The 14243-nt window shown below is 39.5% G+C and carries 18 protein-coding genes, 2 tRNA genes and 1 riboswitch; of the genes, 12 read left to right on the forward strand and 8 right to left on the reverse strand.

Translation table 11 applies throughout. The features are described from left to right. Window positions 1-17: 17 nt before the first annotated feature. Window positions 18-110: riboswitch (THF riboswitch) on the reverse strand. 261 nt (window positions 111-371) lie between these two features. Then, window positions 372-447: transfer RNA gene (locus tag ACEW8F_RS07605), tRNA-Thr, on the forward strand. Window positions 448-580: 133 nt separating this feature from the next. Here the strand turns inward: ACEW8F_RS07605 and ACEW8F_RS07610 are convergent. Both ACEW8F_RS07610 and ACEW8F_RS07615 read right to left on the reverse strand, forming a co-directional pair. Further along, a complete protein-coding gene (locus ACEW8F_RS07610; RefSeq protein WP_373482876.1) occupies window positions 581-1966 on the reverse strand; it encodes a tyrosine-type recombinase/integrase in 1386 nt (461 codons plus the stop codon). 3 nt (window positions 1967-1969) lie between these two features. Beyond that, window positions 1970-2863 carry a helix-turn-helix domain-containing protein gene (locus ACEW8F_RS07615; protein ID WP_373482877.1) on the reverse strand — a complete coding sequence of 298 codons (894 nt, stop codon included), beginning with the start codon at window positions 2861-2863 and terminating at the stop codon, window positions 1970-1972. 145 nt (window positions 2864-3008) lie between these two features. Here ACEW8F_RS07615 and ACEW8F_RS07620 point away from each other — a divergent pair, with 145 nt between their 5' ends. The 4 genes from ACEW8F_RS07620 (at window position 3009) to ACEW8F_RS07635 (ending at window position 5563) form a co-directional block, all read left to right on the forward strand. Beyond that, the gene (locus ACEW8F_RS07620; RefSeq protein ID WP_320024996.1) at window positions 3009-3194 is read left to right on the forward strand and encodes a hypothetical protein; all 186 of its coding nucleotides are present in this window, start codon (window positions 3009-3011) and stop codon (window positions 3192-3194) included. Window position 3195: 1 nt separating this feature from the next. After that, window positions 3196-3483 (forward strand): hypothetical protein, encoded by a 288-nt coding sequence (locus ACEW8F_RS07625; RefSeq protein WP_373482878.1) that lies wholly within the window; start codon window positions 3196-3198, stop codon window positions 3481-3483. Window positions 3484-4131: 648 nt separating this feature from the next. Beyond that, entirely contained in the window at window positions 4132-4815 is a 684-nt protein-coding gene (locus tag ACEW8F_RS07630; RefSeq protein WP_373482879.1) for a hypothetical protein, read from the forward strand. A 19-nt stretch (window positions 4816-4834) separates the two neighbouring features. Continuing rightward, a complete protein-coding gene (locus tag ACEW8F_RS07635) occupies window positions 4835-5563 on the forward strand; it encodes a Rha family transcriptional regulator (protein ID WP_373482880.1) in 729 nt (242 codons plus the stop codon). 2098 nt (window positions 5564-7661) lie between these two features. Here the strand turns inward: ACEW8F_RS07635 and ACEW8F_RS07640 are convergent. The 4 genes from ACEW8F_RS07640 to ACEW8F_RS07655 form a co-directional block, all read right to left on the reverse strand. After that, window positions 7662-8072, reverse strand: a complete 411-nt coding sequence (locus ACEW8F_RS07640; RefSeq protein ID WP_373482881.1) for a type II toxin-antitoxin system HicB family antitoxin — start codon at window positions 8070-8072, stop codon at window positions 7662-7664. A 31-nt stretch (window positions 8073-8103) separates the two neighbouring features. After that, window positions 8104-8286, reverse strand: a complete 183-nt coding sequence (locus ACEW8F_RS07645) for a type II toxin-antitoxin system HicA family toxin (RefSeq protein ID WP_148637594.1) — start codon at window positions 8284-8286, stop codon at window positions 8104-8106. 358 nt (window positions 8287-8644) lie between these two features. Further along, the gene (locus tag ACEW8F_RS07650) at window positions 8645-8944 is read right to left on the reverse strand and encodes a hypothetical protein (protein WP_373482882.1); all 300 of its coding nucleotides are present in this window, start codon (window positions 8942-8944) and stop codon (window positions 8645-8647) included. A 30-nt stretch (window positions 8945-8974) separates the two neighbouring features. Further along, window positions 8975-9184 (reverse strand): helix-turn-helix domain-containing protein, encoded by a 210-nt coding sequence (locus ACEW8F_RS07655; RefSeq protein ID WP_373482883.1) that lies wholly within the window; start codon window positions 9182-9184, stop codon window positions 8975-8977. 167 nt (window positions 9185-9351) lie between these two features. On the opposite strand from ACEW8F_RS07655, the gene ACEW8F_RS07660 reads away from it, so the two are divergent. The 6 genes from ACEW8F_RS07660 (at window position 9352) to ACEW8F_RS07685 (ending at window position 11314) form a co-directional block, all read left to right on the forward strand. Beyond that, on the forward strand, window positions 9352-9765 hold the full coding sequence (locus ACEW8F_RS07660; protein WP_373482884.1) for a hypothetical protein: 414 nt from the start codon (window positions 9352-9354) through the stop codon (window positions 9763-9765). A gap of 34 nt (window positions 9766-9799) precedes the next feature. Beyond that, window positions 9800-10150: a hypothetical protein gene (locus tag ACEW8F_RS07665; protein WP_373482885.1), complete on the forward strand. Its 351-nt coding sequence runs from the start codon at window positions 9800-9802 to the stop codon at window positions 10148-10150. Next, window positions 10113-10253: a hypothetical protein gene (locus ACEW8F_RS07670; protein WP_373482886.1), complete on the forward strand. Its 141-nt coding sequence runs from the start codon at window positions 10113-10115 to the stop codon at window positions 10251-10253. Before ACEW8F_RS07665 ends, ACEW8F_RS07670 begins: the two co-directional genes overlap by 38 nt. A gap of 111 nt (window positions 10254-10364) precedes the next feature. Further along, on the forward strand, window positions 10365-10577 hold the full coding sequence (locus tag ACEW8F_RS07675) for a hypothetical protein (protein ID WP_373482887.1): 213 nt from the start codon (window positions 10365-10367) through the stop codon (window positions 10575-10577). Window positions 10578-10648: 71 nt separating this feature from the next. Next, complete coding sequence (locus ACEW8F_RS07680) at window positions 10649-10879, forward strand: hypothetical protein (protein WP_373482888.1); 231 nt, start codon at window positions 10649-10651, stop codon at window positions 10877-10879. Between the two features lie 159 nt (window positions 10880-11038). After that, window positions 11039-11314, forward strand: a complete 276-nt coding sequence (locus tag ACEW8F_RS07685; RefSeq protein WP_373482889.1) for a hypothetical protein — start codon at window positions 11039-11041, stop codon at window positions 11312-11314. 311 nt (window positions 11315-11625) lie between these two features. On the opposite strand, the gene ACEW8F_RS07690 is transcribed toward ACEW8F_RS07685, so the two are convergent. Next, window positions 11626-12429 (reverse strand): sigma-70 family RNA polymerase sigma factor, encoded by an 804-nt coding sequence (locus tag ACEW8F_RS07690; RefSeq protein ID WP_323396369.1) that lies wholly within the window; start codon window positions 12427-12429, stop codon window positions 11626-11628. 185 nt (window positions 12430-12614) lie between these two features. Between ACEW8F_RS07690 and ACEW8F_RS07695 the strand changes: the two genes are divergently transcribed. After that, window positions 12615-12690, forward strand: a tRNA-Thr gene (locus ACEW8F_RS07695). Between the two features lie 463 nt (window positions 12691-13153). On the opposite strand, the gene ACEW8F_RS07700 is transcribed toward ACEW8F_RS07695, so the two are convergent. After that, complete coding sequence (locus ACEW8F_RS07700) at window positions 13154-14074, reverse strand: Abi family protein (RefSeq protein WP_373482890.1); 921 nt, start codon at window positions 14072-14074, stop codon at window positions 13154-13156. Between the last annotated feature and the right edge of the window lie 169 nt (window positions 14075-14243).

Raw genomic sequence — 14243 nt, forward strand, 5'->3', positions numbered from 1 at the left:
CCTACAATCTGCATTGTAACAGCGGAAGCGACAAGATACCGCAATGGTCACATTTCGTTTAAAGGCAACTTCCCATCCTTTAACACTTTACGCATCTTGTCTACTCTGGTATTAAATTGACATCATTTTAACACACGGGTAAAGGTTTACACAAGGATAAAAAATTATCGTTATTTTACAAGCAAAGAGGGGATTTTATGATTTTAGGGGCTATAATAGTATCAGTCATACAAAAAATGCAAGAAAAAAAGTAGTTGGAGGGTAATAAATAAAAAAGCTATGGAAATGTGGTGCTTGCGGTTACAAGAATCTTAAAAAAATATTGAAGTGGAGCAGGGGTTTGTGTTATGATAACTCAGTAAGTTTTTACTGCTGGCGTGGCACAGATGGTAGCGCAACTGATTCGTAATCAGTAGGTCGGGGGTTCGATTCCCCCCGCTAGCTCCAGTAAGAATCGCATGAGAGAGCCTTTTTGGTTCTCTTTTTTTTTATGCGCCGAGGTGTGAGACGGGCGAAAAACCCATGACTTGGGGACAATTTGGGGACACTTTTGAAAAAAGATAAGCTCAATAACGAAATGTTATTGAGCTTTGACGGAAGGTTTGATTAAAATATTTTCCAGTGCATCACTGGCTTTTGCGTCGGCCGTATTGATCACATGGGCATAAATATTACCGGTCGTGGAGATATTGGAATGGCCCAGCCGGGAAGATACCGTTTTTAGATCCACACCACTGGCAATAAGGATGGATGCGTTTGTGTGCCTGAGAGAGTGCAGATGCACCGGCTTTAATCCATGCTTATCGGTAAATTTTTTAAGATAACCGCCAATGGTGTCAAGGTTCATGGGTTCTCCGTTCCATCTGGTGAAGATATAGTCATGATCAATCCATTGATCGCCGACTTTAAGGCGCTCTGTCAGCTGCCAGACTTTATAGCTCCTAAACAGATCAAAGATGAAATCAGGCAGCTTCACGCTACGCTTAGATTTAAAGGTTTTAGGATCCCCTTCAATGATGCCTTGGCCAGTAACATATTTTAGGGCCCTCTTGACGGTAATGATCTTATCTTCAAAGTCGATATCCGACCATTTCAGACCGCCAATCTCACCACGCCTTAAGCCACTGTATATCAGGAGGTTTAGGGCAAGCTTATATTTGATGGGTTCCTCTTCCAGCAGCTCAAGAAATGCCATGGCTTCCTTATCATCCATATAAGCCTGTTCCTTGCGCTCTGTTTTGGGCAACTCCACACGCTTTTCAATCGGGTTGAAAGGAATAACACCCCATCTCACGGCGGTATTCATGATGTTATTCAGTAACCGGTGATAATGTAAAACCGTATCGTTGGACACTTGCCTTTGTGGATTGGTTGATAAAAAGAGGCTGTCAAAGTCTTTACCAATAGCATCGGCCACCTTACGAGCAATCTCAAGAGTAGTGTTACCGCCTTTTTTAAGCCTCCGGAGGGTATCGTCATTGATTTCGGCTCTTTTTGAGATGTCCCTCTGCTTCATTTTGGCCACAATGGTTAGGTATTCAGGCGTAACCTGGTATTTCTCTCCGCCACGCATACCAGTACCGGCTTTAATCAGATTATAAAAGTCCTGTATATGCTTTGAGGTAATCTTTCCCATTTTCAGGTGTCCCAGATGTTCAGCAATTTTCAATGAGAGATCCTGATAACCTTTTACCGTCACCGGGGAGAGGTTCTTATTGCCCACATAATTTTTAAACCAGATTTCAATAAAATCAATGAGCTTCGTGTTACTGTCCATGACGTAGCCCAGGTTGCATTTTTCCTCAAACTCCAGGGCGGCCCTGTCCAGATCCTTTTTTAATTTGGTGGGGCTTAATCCCTCAGGTGGTTTATAGTTCATGGTGTGCTTAATTCTTTTGCCATTAACATCGAAACCGCCAGAAACAACGATCCGGAAGGCATTGCCTCGCTTTTCTATGTTGGCCATGGATTAGTTCTCCTCTTCTTTTGTAAGCTCTTCTATTATTTTATCAAGTTCTAAATCATCGACACCTTCAGCAATAAGTGCGGTTTTAAATTCGTTTTCAAATGAATCCACAATTTCATCAAGATGTATTTGATCAAACAATAAAGAACGGTTCATTTCTTCTAATGTCTCTGCGTATGTTTTTTGACGGATGCTTGCTTTAACGCCTTTACGTTCATTTTGGTTTCTCATTTCAGCCAATGAATCTTTAATTGTGTCAAAAAAAACTGTGTCAATAATCCGTTGAGTACTAATTTCGCTAACTGAAGTGTCTTCGATTTTAATATCTAAGTAGCTTTTTTTATCTACGATACCATTAAAGTACTCTTCAATTAACAATAGTGGGCCTTCGATATGACCATTACTGAATGAAAGCAAATCTTTAGAAGATTTTAAAATATTATGAAGTTCCGTTCGCACTTCAGTATCAGAAGAAAGGCAACTTCTATATCTTGAATTATAAGATAAAGCAAGACATTCAGGGTTATCCTCATACTCTATCAATTCGTTCAATGTCGGTATTAAAATACCAGGCAAATAACTATTGAACCTTTTTAGTTTATCAATTGCCTCGCAGCTCAAACCTGTAATTTCATGAATCTTCTGATCATCGATATTAGAAGTTCTTTGGTCCGTGATTCCAAGCAAATAATCAGCTGATACATGAAAATACTTAGCTATTTTATAAAGTCTCTCAACATTTGGTTGTACACTTCCTTCCATATACTGTGCAATAGCCTGTCTTGTAATTTTGGTAATTTCAGCTAAATTCTTTTGCGTAGTTCCAAATTCATTCATCAAATCCCTCAACCGCATTGCAAAATTACTTTCGTAACCAGTAAATATTACCTCTTCCATATTAAACACCTCCAAATGTAAGAATATCTAGCAATTTTTTAATTAAGGCAATTTATCATTGCACAACTGCAACTCTTGCCTTATAATTAATTATAGCAAGAATAAACAACTTCTACAACTATTTTATAAAAAAGGAGATAACGAGATGAATAACAAAGATATTAAAGATTCTATTAAAAATGCAGGTTTATACCAATGGATGGTTGCGGAGCGGATCAACATGGCTGAATCAACCTTTTACCGCAAAATGCGACACGAATTGCCAGAAGAGGAAAAACAGAAGATTTATAGTGCAATTGAGGAATTAAAGAAACAAAAGGAGGCGGTATAACATGAAAACCCCAAGAATGCGAACGATCCCTCAAAGCGCAGCGGAATTAAAAGCCCTGGATCAGCACACCTCGCTCACAGAATGCGCCATCAGACGACTTGTAGATCAAGGTAAGATCAAATGCGTGAAGGCCGGGCGGAAAAAATTAATCAATTTGGATCAGCTTATCAATTATTTGAGTGATCCATTTCCGGAAGAGGCACCAGAAGAGGTACCAGGCGAAAAAGAAAAGGTTATTACCCTGGAAAGAATGGACGCTTACAAGAAAAGTATCGGGCTGGTAAAGTAATAAGCAATTTTCGGATTTCTACCAATCATGGTATTTTAACAGCGAAATACAATCAAATGGGAAGGAACCAGTAGTTTAGCTGTGAAAAGAGTAAACTCCTGGCCTCTTCCCGTTAATTTTATGACAAAGCAGAAGTACCAAAACGGTACTTCTGATATAAGCGATGTAATCCCAATTCAGGACTCCATCGGCAGAAAGCACCAGCTCCCCGATCCGATGACTCCCCGATTCAGGGAGTCATTGAAAAAGGTGTTTATTCCATTTTGGCAGAAAGCACCAGAAAAAAGACATGAAAAAACTCTCCCTGGCACTGCAATACCGGTAGGGAGAGTTTTAAGAGAGTGTTGTGTTTTATCACAAATAACTGAATAAGAAAAGACCGCTGCTAAAGCTTGGATGCTATAGCGTTCTTTAAATAACCTGTTATCTAATTATACCTTTTTATATGATGGATAACAAGCAAAAAAACGGCTGAGTAATCAGCATTTAGACTTGATAAGGTTATTAATTTGCCGACAATATCTTTCATAATGAGGAGTTATCAAAATGCCATACATCAAAGAGACCTGCAGAGCTGGGAGAACCATAGAAATAACCAAACGGTTTACGACTCGTTTCAATAAAAAAGGAATCACCAGGGGGGGAAATATGAAGCCAACGTCTGAGCAGATGCAGGTAATCAATGAGCGGAACGCAGAAACTAAATTGAGAAGGCTCATTAATACGAATTATGGCCAGGGTGATTTGCATATTGTTCTTACTTATGCAAAAGAAAAAAGGCTGGCACCAGAAAAGGCAAAGATTGAACTTGAAAAATTTATCCGGAAGATCCGGGCAGAGTACCGGAAAAATAATGAGGAGCTCAGGTATATCCTGGTCACCGAATATAAAAGAAAATCCATTCACCATCATCTGATTGCAAACACGATAGATCATGTGACAGCAAAGGATTTTGACAGAATATGGACAAACGGCCGTATTAATTTCACACCCCTTGATGATAAAGGGCAATATAGCGACCTGGCAGCTTATTTGATTAAAGAGACAAGAAAAACCTTTAGAGAACCCGGGAGCCCTTCAAGAAAAAGGTGGAATGCCAGTAAAAACCTAAAAAAGCCGGAAATTAAGAAAGAAATCATTAAAGCAAAAGAATGGCGTAAGGTGCCGGAGCCGGTTAAAGGATACATCATTGATACTGACAGCATCCGGGAAGGCTTCCATGATTTCACTGGGTGGCCATACCAGGTTTACAGCATGATCAGGGTGGCAAAAGAAGAGGGTATTACGGTACCTGCGGCAAAGAGATTATCAAAGCTGAAAATTCGGCCGTGAAATCAGAGAGGAAAAAGAAATGAACGATTTAATCAATATTGAAAACAAAGACGGTTTGTTATTTGTCAGCAGCAGGGAGATTGCGGAAAGATTTGAGAAGAGGCATAACGATGTCGTAAAGGTGATTGAAAGCAAAATCAATATTTTAACTACGGAAAATTTCGTAGTTAAAAAATATTTCATAGAAAGTTCATTTTTCCATAATGGGAATGAATACAAAGAGTTTTTGCTTACACGAGATGGATTTAGTTTTATAGCCTTGGGGTTTACTGGTTCGAAGGCTGATGTCTGGAGACTTAGATATATTGAGGCGTTTAACCAGATGGAATACGAGATCAAAAGGATAAATCAGCCACAGGGAGAAGAATTCATGGCACTGGCTGTTCTTCAAGCACAGAAGATAATTGACTCAAGAGATGCTCAGTTGCGAGATCAAAGGTTAAAGGTTCTTCTGGCAGAGGCGTTAACAGCGAGCGAAACTTCAATTGAAGTAGGAGAACTAGCCAAAATATTGGCACAAAAGGGTGTGGATACTGGGCCAAACAAGTTGTTTGACTGGCTTAGAACAAACAAATATGTATATTATGACGGAAAATACAATATACCAATGCAGGAATACATTAATAATGGCTTGCTTGAAATTGAGCATGTCCCATTTACGAAACCATATGGTGAACATGACGTAAGCATTAAGACAATGGTCACGGTAAAAGGGCAGGAGTATTTTATTAAAAAGTTCCTGGGGTGATTCGCTTATGTCGTGATGGCACTGATAATGGCGCAGCATGGCGGGATAATTGCCGTTTAACCTGAACATACGTTCAATGAAAAAAGGGTGGTAAAAAGCATAAGGTTAGATCAAGGTGTTTTAATTTGATATATTGGCGAACCATAAGAGGTTAAGCATACCACTGGAATAAAGAAAACATCGGTAAGAAGAGGTCATTCGATAGGGTTCAAGAATCATTAGGGATCTTCTTCTTGCGATAGTTTTATATGAGAAATATTATAAACGGATTGGGAGCGAATGGCCACGGCTCCCAGTGCTTGCCAAAATTGAAGTTAATGGAGTATTGCCCATGATCCTCGCTGACCTAACTGGGGGGCATTCTGTCCCTGAGTTTTCACCACCTTAAGAACTGTAAAACACAATCCATTAATAAGCTGCAGTTTTCACCACCTTAAGAACTGTAAAACACAATCCATTAATAAGCTGCAAATAGGGCAAGGTTATAGCAAGGTAATAAGTTGCACACTGCACAAGTAAAAGCAATAGGAGCAAGGTTCAAGCCATATATCAATCCCCCGGTGGTGTGCGATTTAGTAATCAGCTGCACATTGCATAGGGTTCCCCATTTACGCACACACTTTATTTTTGACTTTTTGAATAATAATTACATGAAAATAAGCGATTACATGCACTTTATGACCCCTGAGCACTACATCAAGACCAGGTTAAGTTATCCTGAGCTACGGTATGACGTGGTTAACGGGATAATCATTTGTGCTAAACACCGGTAACGACGAACAACCAGAAAAAGGAACAAAGGCAATGAAGACGATGAGAAGATTAAAAAAATGCTGTAGTTGAGCCAATCCCCCCCACCTAAAATGAAGAATTTCAAAATACATTTTCATTGGATAGGGTAACTTCTTCCAATAGAGCGAATGCCGGAAATATTTTTTTAGCAATTTAGGCCTCTTCTTGGAAAATGAATATTATGGAAAAAACACCGGCGCAAAATTGCGCCGATCTTGCCAGTCCTCAAAATTGGGGTGTGAATTTAACACATGAAAATTCGGGTTTCAACCGGTTTAGCAGATTTCTGCGGAACCGCACAGCGGATTTTTACGTTATACCTGAGTCGGTAAAACACCGAAACAGATCTAACGCACCGAAACAGTGCAACAGGGTATACCCAAAATCTGGATTGTGACGGGTGTGCCCAAAATTGGACAGACCTTCAAGCTCATAGTTTAGCCGTGACACTAGGACACGGATGTTTTACCGGCTCCACCGTTTGCCCTGAAATTTCAGCTATGATATGCCAGCAACCGCATTGCCATAAAATAACCGCCTGACAGCCTCATACAGCCGTTTTTATTGGGTGGTGCTTGTTTGTTACCTATGGAGTTATTGGAGGTGTACGGCAAAACACCGTATACCCCGGTGGGTGGTGAAACGCAGTATACCACGGATCAGGGAACACCATCAGTAAAGGCCAGTGGGTAGCAAAGCACGACACACCCCGGATTAAGGCACACCAATTATAAAACTGGTCTGGTACAGGTTATACCGTACCTGAAGATGTCCCCAATTTTGGGGAGATGTAATCCGTAAGTTGGGGATACCCTGTCCGGGGCCGGGATATTAGCCCTGAGGTTAGAGGATGAGATCAAGACAAGGGCGAAAGAGAATCAGAAAGCAAGCGGTGAAAATTTTGGATAGGGTACGCAGAAATCTGCGTACCCTATTAAGCACACCGAAACACGCAAAGAACTTGCCAAGCTGGCCGGGGATCTGGTGCCGGGGCCAGATGTGCGATAATACCCATATTTCGTTCCTTAATTTTGAGGGGCGAAACCGAATGTCAAAACCATAGACCGTTGAACACGGACATTTTTGTCCAAGTTGGCGAAACCGGTTGTCGGTAAAGCCGACATCTGAAGCCGGACACCGGAAATAAAAAAAGCCTAGGCATTGGCCCGGGCTTCTATGATTTCTTCCGATGGAGTAACGATTCGTGACGTCATCTTTATGCCCGGCAATTTGGAGGATATGAAATCCGGATCATTATTATAAAGGTCGCTGAACTCTGTAAATCATTCATTGCCTATTTTGACGCTCAACGCAGAACCTCTCTTTTCACATTGAGATAATCAATCAAAGCAGCTTCCAGCAACTTTGAATAATTAACATGTCTGGATTCAGCAGCATCTTTAAGCCATGCCGGAATAGTGACATTAGTCTTAACGCGCCGGTTCTCCATATCATTCTTTACCAGATCAGGCAAAACAGTAACGGCGGTCATGATCCCGTCCTCTACCTCTTCCTTTGCCAGTGTTTTTGATGGTGCTGGAAGAGGATCACCATCTTTTTCCATACCATATACATGCAGCTCCAGCGCTTCCCTTGCCATTTGCTGAGCCTCTTCAATGTCTTTCCCAAAACTGATACAACCGGGTAAATCCGGAAAATAAACGCCGTAACCATCAGAAGACGGTTCCAATACAGCCAAATAAGTTAATTTACGCATGGTTTCCACTCCTTTTCATAGGGTGACAGGGCTATTTAAGCCCTGCCTGTTTGAGGATGCTGTTAAGTGTTCCCTTGGGAAGATCACCCGAGTGTTTAACAACGGTGACTTTCCCTTCTTTTGTTGGGTGCTTCATCTGAACATGTGAACCATTGGTTTCAATTTCAAACCAACCGTCCTTTTTCAGGATCTTCATTATTTCCCGTGTTGTCATTTGCTATCCTCCCTACGCCTATATTATACGCCTATATTATACGTACGTCAAGAAGCGGTTAATAAAATGAAGCTGGATAAGCCGATTTAAGCGGTTTTATTTATAGCAGGAATAAGAACACCAGATTCAAGAGGGAGTTAAAATGCGGGGCGCTTTGGCCAATAATTTACATGAAAAAAGAAGAGGTTTATAATCACCTCTTCTTAATGATCGTCTCAGGGGGGGAGCGAAATGCGACACCCTTATTTGCGTCGTGAAATGCGACGGTATTATATTTGACTAAAATAACTTAAATAGTTGTGGCAGATCCTCTTCACGGATGATTTGTTGAGGTCAACAAAACGTTCCGTTGATCTAGTCAGATCTTTTCTAATTTCTTGGCATTACCAGGCACGGTGAGCCATTCGCAATACAATTTCCAGTGAATTCTGTCTTGACCAGCTACTTTTAAGTAAATGGGTTCTGGTAAGATACCATTTTTTATTATTCGTCTTGCAACAGCATAGCTGATAGCTGCTTTTTCTGCAAAATCCTTTGTCGAAAGAAACGTTAAATTTGGTTCTCTTTCTTGTTTTAGCAAAGTCAAAATCACAGTATTCTGCGAAATGATTTCTTCCTGTTTTCGTTCGATTGCTTCGAGCCTTTCTTCTAGGTACATGGCGTTCTCCTTTTTAAAAAAATTAATATACTAATTTTCCTCTTCATGATATTCCATGATGTCGCCGGGCTGGCATTGCAGGGCCTTGCAGATACGCTCTAATACTTTTGGTGATATCCCATCTCCTTTACCCATGGCGGCAATGGTTGTGGGTGAAGCCTTGATAAGTTTTCTAAAGTCTTCTTTAGTCATGTTTTTATCAATTAATATTTTCCATAATTTGTTATATGTAAATGGCATTTTAACACCTCCTTTATGTTTACTATTATAATCCTAATTTCTACATAATACAAGATAAATAATACATAATTATATAGAAATACTTCATATATCTATTGACAGTATCTACATAATGATGTAGAATAAGTACATAAAGATAAAGATGTTGATTGAAGGGAGCCATCACCATGTATAACTTATCAGAAATCGCAAGAACCGCCAACAAGTTAACCACCACCGGATTAACCAAAAGCCAGGCATTTAAAAGAGCCTGGGAGCTGGCCAAAGGAAAAGCCCTTGTTGTCAAGGGTGTCACCCAGGGCAAGAGACAGACAGCCATTGACCATATGAAACAATACGACCCATCAGAAATCACGATCAGTCTTCAAAGAAACACTACCAGATATTTTGAAGAGGATGCCATTGAAGTGGTGGCCACGATCCACGGCAATTCTTACTGTGTAGGCTATCTGGCCTCTTCGGTTGCTGAATGGTTATCAAAGGTCATGGACTTCGGAACGGCCTTAAAAGGGGCCTTAAAACAAATTGTTGGCGGTAATGGTTTATATTATGGTTTGAGGATAAAAGCACAGATTGCTTAGGGAGAGGCTGCACCTCTTCCGGACGGGAGGAAAAATGCTAAACAGTGCACAGGCGAAAGAACTGTTTAATGGAGAGGCCATATTGTTTGGTGATACTGATGGGGTGCCATTGTGCCGGGCGATTGAATTGTTTGGAGAAAAAGCGGTTAATTGGGCAAACGATTTAACCAAAGGTTGGTCAAATGGCTTTGGCATCGGTGGCTATACAGTTTCGTATTTAAACTTTTCCGGATTTAAGCAAGCAGCCACCTATGCAAATGTAGAAGAAATCAGGAAAAATCCGAAGAAAGAGGGAAACCTAATCATAATGAATAAACCTAAAGTTAATGAGAAAAGGAAGAATAACCATGAAACGAAAACAGAAAACGATATGGGCCTATCTTGATGGGGTTAAGCTGATAGATGCGATCCAGGCAGTGCTTGACAATAATCTGACTGTGGAAGAGGTCGAGCGCCGTTTAAACAAAGAAAATCCGGACATGGTGTGACATTTGAAGTAATTTGACCAACGCCAGGAGCCGGAACGATCACGCAGCCCGGAAGGTGGCCCCGAACTAGGGCCACCTCTTCCAGCGCAGCAAACGAAGGGAGAAAAAAGAATGAACAAGAACAAACGCATGATCATACTGGATAAACTTATTGAAAGCAAAAAGGAACAGATGATAGAGTTCGAGGATAGCATTGAAACAACCAGGCTGATTTTATTTGAGATTTATGGAATACTTAGTTATTCCTATCGGATCGGCGATATCTCAGCAAAAGAGCGTGATTACAGAATGGATGAAACTGATCAATTCTGGGAAAAATTATAAAAAACTTGAAGAGGAGAGGGATTATTATGAATACTTATCAATAGTTATGCAATGGGATTGGAAATGATAGTTTGGCAGCTTTATTGGAATCGATAGAAAACAGAGAATCGCATCAGGATACACCGGAATATGATGAATTTATCACAAATTTCTATGATTTGCTGGGGAAAATAGACCATGATGACTTGCGAAACGGTATAGAAGAAATGTCTTCCAGCTGGGCCAGTGCTGCTATGTATCAGGGTTTTGTGTTGGGGTTCCAGGAAGCGGTAAACCTATTGACAGGTGGGGTTAAGCAATAACAGTGGTGGGGGGAGCAATAAACTTTCTGCACCTCTTCACGGTCGCAATGTCTAACCAGGCGTGAGCGAAAATCCCAAAATTTAGGGTAAGGGGGGGTCAGTAACCCCTTAATTTCAGGAAACAGAAAAAAATAGCTACAATGAAAGAGAGGTTCAAAAATGGCTAGGTGCATTTTGGTTGATGAGAAGAAACTATATGAAATTGATGGGACAATATCAGAAGTGACACAAAATTTGAACAAGGCAAGACGTATGATCTTAGATATTCTTGAGTGTTATTTTGACTATATCCTGGATGAAAAAAAGGGGATCGAAAAATTAAAGCAGGAACACGAAGAACAATCAATAAAAGCGAATATCGCTTACGATTATATTAAAGCTTGTACTGAAGAATTAAAAACAATTGAGGATATTTCCCAAGCATTGCGAATATAGCACAGGATCAAAATAAGAAACCGCCTTTTTTAGTGAAGGGCGGTTTTGCTATTATCTGGAAATTTAGGGTAAGCGGGGGTGCTGTGTTTTACCGTAGCCCTTATTTTATCAGACATCAGCTGAAAATTGAGCCAATGTAAGGGGTGGCGATTTGACACCCCCCTTATTTGAATAACCGGAAAAGTCAAGAAACCACCGTTTTAGTGAAGGGTGGTTTTTCGATTTGGGGTGGGATAACTGACGCACCAAAACAGTGCATTAGGTCAAAGCATAACGCTGGCAAGTTATCGGCAAGTTACCGGCAAGTTAAATTATAGCCCGAGCATATCAAAGTAATAATCAATAGATTCCAGATCTTCCAGGTCTTCCAGCTTTTGAGCATAAAGATAAGGGTTACGCTGGCCGTGTTTTAGCAGCTTAGGGAGAAGGGTATTACAAACATACTCATCCCGATATTTGGCCATCAATTCTTTGCCGGAAGTAGAAGCCCGAATCCGACGCAACCCTTTGGCAGTCCATTGCCGGGCCCTCTCCGGAGAAACGCCATATAAACCGGATATTTCTTTCAAGGTGTACTCATGCCCGTTTAAGCCATGATTTAAAATCAGAGCATTCTTTTCTTTATCGTCAGGATTGAAAACACGATCCAGCACCCGGAAGAGGTCTTCACGTAAGATTAACCGGTCAACCTCTTCATTTGCCAGATGAAAGGCATTTAGGGCCGATGGATCTTCAATCAAATCAATGTATGTTGTTTCATCAGCTCCAGGGATCAGCTCATGAGCGCTGATTACATGGCATAGGTCACTTTCCCGGTCGCTCCTCTTCTCCCAGGGAGAGGAAAACCTCAAGCCTCTGGAGATGTGCCCTTTAATGGCCACACCGGCATAAGTGGAGAATTTGACATCATAATCAGGATCAAACCCTTTAGCAGCTTCAATCAAGCCAATATTCCCCAATTGAACAAGATCATCACGTTCAAGATACGATATTTCAGTGAGATTATAGTATTGATTAACAAAATGATGGATAAGGCCCTGGTTATTTTCAATGATTTGATCCAGTGCCGATTTATCCCCATTACGATAAGCCATAACCAATTCTTCATTAGACATGATGTTTCTCCCGTTTTTATTTTATTATATCATTAAAACGGCTTTATCATCAGCTTTATAAACCCATGACTTGGGGACAATTTGGGGACAGGTTTAAATTTTTTGAGGATTTTTGATTGTTTTTCATGAGGGTTTATAAGAAATTGAGACTGTAGAATGGCTATTTAATGGGAAATATGAAGGGGGTTAGAGATAGTGTTATTTAATATGATTAATTCGTAATCAGTAGGCCGGGGGTTCGATTCCCCCCCGCTAGCTCCAGTAAGAATAATATTTAATTAAAAGAATGGCTTTAATTAGCGGTTCTTTTTTATTTTTTGATTTTTATATATCAATTTAAAAATTGGATTATAGGCAATTAGTTTGAAGTATATTGCTATTCTTGGTTGTTTTTCATCTGTATTTGTCCTATCTGTGTCCTATCAGAGTATTCTAGTATATCAGACCAGTTCGATTTATAGCGGGATAGTTTGCATTTTGTTTGTACTCGTTGTGACCAAGGCCGTTCATTCAGTTCATCTGGGTCATTCTGATATTCCGCAACATTTTAAATTTGTTTCTCGGGAAACAGGTCCCTAGATAAAAATAGCTTGTTAATTAATTGCATAAAAATAGGAGAGTTCGACGCATCTCACTCTCCAGCAGTGCAGTCCTAAAACATACACCTCAATCTGTGTCTATATTATCCTATATTATCCTATATAAATCAAGCCTTTTTAGTACATTATATATAATTTTTAAGAATTTTGATTTTTGTTCTGACTTCAGTTGATACTATTTTTTGGTATATACTTATCTCAACCTTTTCGTACAAATCTAAAAGCAAATTTTCATAACTGGAAATAAAAGAGTTGATTCGTTCTCGATCACAGCATAGATATTTTAATAAGCAACATATTAAACAGATATAATCAATTAAATAGTCAAATTTTATTTTAAGTCCAATTTCTTCTTCTATCCAAGCGAGAAGACTTTTAGAAGGGCTTCGATCTTTAAATCTACAGTCAAAAACAATACTGTTGTGCGCTACCGCATTTCTAAGACCGTTTAAGTTAAACAAAGAATCTGAAATCAGTTTTCTATCGGTATCAGTTGGACTAAGCATCTTTAAACTTTGAAGTAAGTTCTCACGCGTTGCTCTATCTAAGCACTCGATGAAATTTGCTAATTCACCAAATGTTATGATTTCAAATAATGACCAAATAGGGATATCATCGCCTCTATCATAGAAATGAGAGATCATTTGGTTGCCTTTTTTATATTCTCTTGATATAGACGAATGGACACTGTCTCTTAGCTTTAGTCGTTTAGTTCTGAGATTTTTATTTGAAAGATCGTCATTCATTTTCTTATTATATATGCTGTTAAAAGAAACATCTTTCATGTTTTTGATTGTTTCGGAAATCACAATATTCTTCATTGCAGTTTCTAAAAACATGACTTCTTTATAAAGCATCGATTTAACGCCGTTATCAAACTCAATTACGGAAATAATCTCATCAAATTCTGTATAGGGAATTCGATTATTGCTTTTTTTAAAGAAACGATATCCTTTATAACCATGATAATAGCCATAATTAATTAATTGTCTTTTATGTTTACTTCCCTTTATATCAATTTGACAATTATTCCTTAAATGCTTCATTAATCCATTAATATTTTTTGGATTAGTTCTGTGTTTGGTAAAATATTAGTTAAGCAAAAGGTCTCCAAAAAGTTGTGCACCCATTAAGGTGGTTTCGAAGCAAAGAGCCATTGTCAATACCGATCAAATGCGTTACCTTTAAAGATGTCCAGTCTCTAAGAAAGGTAAC

Source organism: Acetobacterium sp. (genome assembly GCF_041752335.1).
Classification (GTDB): Bacteria; Bacillota; Clostridia; order Eubacteriales; family Eubacteriaceae; genus Acetobacterium.